Genomic DNA, 3,268 nt, shown 5'->3' with positions numbered 1-3,268 from the left:
TGTTTTCGCATAACTCTCCTGATATGTGAATATCGTGAAGCCCCACGAGATACCAGCCTTCTTCTTTATACTTCTTCATCCATTGAACCAAGTCTCTGATTTCATCATGCTCCAACAGGCTCAAGTCCTGGATATAGTCATTGTTCAAGCCGGTTCCAATGTATCGAGGATTACTTAAAGATAAGTAGCCCTCCCCTTTATAAGGGAGCACGCTAGGATGAACCACATCAATTCCGTAATCAAAATACGCATAGGAAATATGCGTGAGCAGATAGCGAGACGCTTCAACAGATAACGTGAGTTGGCTTTGCTCAATATCTCTTTCAATGTCGTCGTTAGGCGAAACGGCTCCTACCGCTATCAGCGCTTTTTTGGATTGGTACTCATGATGACTTTCTGAGCAATAATGCAACCGAATGGGAATGTCACATCTCATGTCAGTTCTCCTAGAGTGGTTCAACCGAAGAAAGCACAAGAGAAGCGTTTAACTTACGCAGCAGCAACTCAATAAAGCCTTGAACATCGGCACTGTCCCAGAGATCAACCGTAATGTGGTTCACTCGGCAGGAATCCTGCAAATCAAACCCTGTAGGTATGTTAGGCTGACACCCCATATTGATCGTAATCTCGAACGAATCCCCACTCAACACATGAAGGGCTTGAGGGGCTCGATAACAATAATGCGCCACTGTTTTTCCTGACCAAACAGGCTCCAGTGCCTCCACGAGTTCATCAAAGCTAGCCTTGTATTGTGAATGAAGCCGAAGCGCTTCTGGGCCACTGTAATGATCATCAAATCACGATTCGTGTCTCATCGTTTTACTCCTCCATCTCTACCATAAGTTTTCATCATAACGTCATGCGCGACTTTCAATTTTTTCACCCCGTTATAGATATTGCGGCGCGAAACGCCGGTGATAAACTCCGCCAACTCGTAAGTGTGGCCATGAATGATGCGAAGGCGCACCGCCTTTCGAGTATTGTTTGGAAAGTCCCGCTCTGAATACATCGACAACAAAGCCTCAATCTGACCTTCCGTGAGAAATTGCCTCATCATTTACCTTAACGAATAAGATAACCTAAGTGCTCTCGAGCTAAGTCAATAAGCTCAGAGCGCCGCTCATCATCTTTATGAAGCATCAAGTGGGCATCAAAGTCGGTAGACTCCCACTGGATTTTATGTGTGTGTAGCACTTCATTTTCTGATGTTGATATAGAAAAAATCAGGCTTTCGGTGAGATGGTGACTTACCACTTTTCGGCGATGATCTAAAAAACAAAACAAAGCACTTAAATACACGCCTTTTTTAGGAATGAAACGATTTTTCTTGAAAACCAGTTTGGCATTCTTTTTCAACAACGCCTTACGGATACTTTCGTTGTGAATTGTTTGACCATATAACGAGTGTGAAAGAGTTAAGTAAGCAAAAGCCCAAGGAATATTTTGCTCCGACGCACCTTTGTACAACCAACCATCAGACGCTTGATAAGCCTCAAGCATTTTTCTTATACAGGTTCGAGAAAATTCAATACCTGTCTCCTCTTGAATCATTTCAATGATGAAGTCGAAGTTATCAATCAACTTGGAAATCAGTTTGATACTTTTTTCACTTACCTTTGTAAATTTATCATTCGGGGTAAAGCTTGACCTCCCTTTCTTATGATACGGACAAGCATCATAGGCTTCCCGCTCTCTCACTGTACCAAGGTGCCACAACTCTCTTGCCAAATAGTGTCGGCCGTAAGGTGTTTTTACCTGACTCCCATCATTAAACCCAACCATAACAATCGCATTGTTACAATGCGGACAGACGGCAAAGTGTCGAGTCTTACGCCCTTCAGCCGTGCGCTCGTAATCAACCCAAGGTTTTCGCTTTTCGGTCAAATTTTCAAAATCAGCTCTGTTGGTGATTTTGTGGATAACCGGCGTGTCTATCGTTAATTTGAATACATCCATCAAAAGCCTCTATTTCTTCAAAAATTCCATAGTGATTAAGCACTTCTCCCCACCATGTACGATCAATCAAAGGGACAATTTTCAGGCGCTCTGATAGCTGTAATGTAGTGAGTAATGTCATCATATCAATATCACAATGATGTTGGCCGTCACTTAATTGAAATAAGACAAATTCATCACTTTCATCTCTATTCCTCTCTTTGGAATGCTCAAAATTCTTCAGCCCATCTAGCGCTAACATTAAGCGTGGGTGGTTTTTTTGTACTTGGTGCCACCACGACTCGCTCAATGATGGCGTATGACCATACTCTTGTGCAATGCGTAAACACTGCAATAAAAAGACTGGCGACACGTTAAAAACGTAATCATGAGAGTACAATTCAAATTGCATACCTTGAGTCATCGTTTTCTCCTTACCCAAATTCAATATCCGCTTCAGGGTCTACCAGATAAGACTGCTTCCAATGATCGCACTCATATTGGCCACCTGCGGGATTGCTATAAAAACCGTCTTGTTGCTCACCGCAATGCGGACATTCCACTTTGACTCGTGTCGTCGTCATTAACGTTTGCATTTTCATTACGTTCACCTTTATCAATGCATTTTTTGTGTCGTCTAGCCGACTCATTATTCAACGCTTTCTTGAATTCAAACCTCAGAAGAGCCAATCCATTGCTCACCGAGGTAAGCATCCCAACCGTCTGGGCTCACCGAGAAATAATCGACACACTCCAGCGCATCGTGCGTCCAGCCACCTTTTGGGGCGTGGTACTGAACCACTTCCACCCCCTCTAAGCTCAGAATACGAAGCAATGCCAACGTACGCCCTTCCATCAGGTCGGGCTCAGCCGGTGATAACGAACGGGCGACTATCATGATCCCATCTCCTTTCCTAATTTACCTTTGTCATCGAAATGACGTTTTTGGCAACCTTGCTTCCACGCGCTGCAGCTCCAGTAGAAACTGCCTTTGTTTTTCCCAGACTTGCGCACCAACACGCCTTTGCCACAGGCGCACTTTTGATTTTTGGCGGGCTTGCCACGCACGCTATCGAGAACAAGACCGCATTGCTCGCGGTCTTCACACGCCCAAAACGGTTTCTTGGTTGAGCGAAGACGCATTGTCTTGCCACACAACGGGCAGGGCGCTTCGGGCTCTACGACTTTCGGTAAGTTGATGGTGATGTCACCGGACTTCACCTTACTAACAATGGCTCGCACAAATCCTTCTTGGTTTTGCATAAAGGCATCGAGGCCCATCTCTCGCTTGGCAATGCTTTCGAGCGACTGCTCCCAAATCGCGGTCATCACC

7 protein-coding genes and 1 pseudogene are annotated in these 3,268 nt (G+C 44.7%); all 8 read right to left on the bottom strand.

The window, feature by feature from the left end; translation table 11 throughout:
• On the bottom strand, nucleotides 1-436 hold a 436-nt coding region (locus tag AB6E51_RS24085; RefSeq protein WP_372140273.1), incomplete at its 3' end, for a hypothetical protein.
• Nucleotides 437-446: 10 nt separating this feature from the next.
• Nucleotides 447-689 (bottom strand): hypothetical protein, encoded by a 243-nt coding sequence (locus AB6E51_RS24080; RefSeq protein ID WP_154724045.1) that lies wholly within the window; start codon nucleotides 687-689, stop codon nucleotides 447-449.
• 122 nt (nucleotides 690-811) lie between these two features.
• A complete protein-coding gene (locus tag AB6E51_RS24075; protein WP_136987330.1) occupies nucleotides 812-1,054 on the bottom strand; it encodes a hypothetical protein in 243 nt (80 codons plus the stop codon).
• Between the two features lie 8 nt (nucleotides 1,055-1,062).
• Nucleotides 1,063-1,956: a hypothetical protein gene (locus AB6E51_RS24070; RefSeq protein WP_017110282.1), complete on the bottom strand. Its 894-nt coding sequence runs from the start codon at nucleotides 1,954-1,956 to the stop codon at nucleotides 1,063-1,065.
• Nucleotides 1,895-2,359: a hypothetical protein gene (locus AB6E51_RS24065; RefSeq protein ID WP_154724046.1), complete on the bottom strand. Its 465-nt coding sequence runs from the start codon at nucleotides 2,357-2,359 to the stop codon at nucleotides 1,895-1,897. The genes AB6E51_RS24070 and AB6E51_RS24065 overlap by 62 nt, the downstream gene beginning before the upstream one ends.
• A 10-nt stretch (nucleotides 2,360-2,369) precedes the next feature.
• Entirely contained in the window at nucleotides 2,370-2,585 is a 216-nt protein-coding gene (locus AB6E51_RS24060; protein ID WP_136987314.1) for a hypothetical protein, read from the bottom strand.
• 20 nt (nucleotides 2,586-2,605) lie between these two features.
• Nucleotides 2,606-2,833: a hypothetical protein gene (locus AB6E51_RS24055; protein ID WP_055318511.1), complete on the bottom strand. Its 228-nt coding sequence runs from the start codon at nucleotides 2,831-2,833 to the stop codon at nucleotides 2,606-2,608.
• A pseudogene (locus tag AB6E51_RS24050) lies at nucleotides 2,830-3,268 on the bottom strand (DNA topoisomerase III); the annotation flags it as partial. The gene AB6E51_RS24055 and the pseudogene AB6E51_RS24050, both read right to left, overlap by 4 nt.

The organism is Vibrio sp. 10N.247.311.47 (genome assembly GCF_041467535.1).
Lineage (GTDB): Bacteria > Pseudomonadota > Gammaproteobacteria > Enterobacterales > Vibrionaceae > Vibrio > Vibrio crassostreae_C.
The sequence above is the reverse complement of the archived record's forward strand: the minus strand, read 5'-3'. Positions and strand labels throughout refer to the sequence as shown.

Excerpts from the sequence above, each read along its gene's own strand:
- AB6E51_RS24075 (WP_136987330.1), bottom strand. The coding sequence starts at position 1,054 with ATGAGGCAATTTCTCACGGAAGGTCAGATTGAGGCTTTGTTGTCGATG.
- AB6E51_RS24070 (WP_017110282.1), bottom strand. The coding sequence starts at position 1,956 with ATGGATGTATTCAAATTAACGATAGACACGCCGGTTATCCACAAAATC.
- AB6E51_RS24065 (WP_154724046.1), bottom strand. The coding sequence starts at position 2,359 with ATGACTCAAGGTATGCAATTTGAATTGTACTCTCATGATTACGTTTTT.
- AB6E51_RS24060 (WP_136987314.1), bottom strand. The coding sequence starts at position 2,585 with ATGAGTCGGCTAGACGACACAAAAAATGCATTGATAAAGGTGAACGTA.
- AB6E51_RS24055 (WP_055318511.1), bottom strand. The coding sequence starts at position 2,833 with ATGATAGTCGCCCGTTCGTTATCACCGGCTGAGCCCGACCTGATGGAA.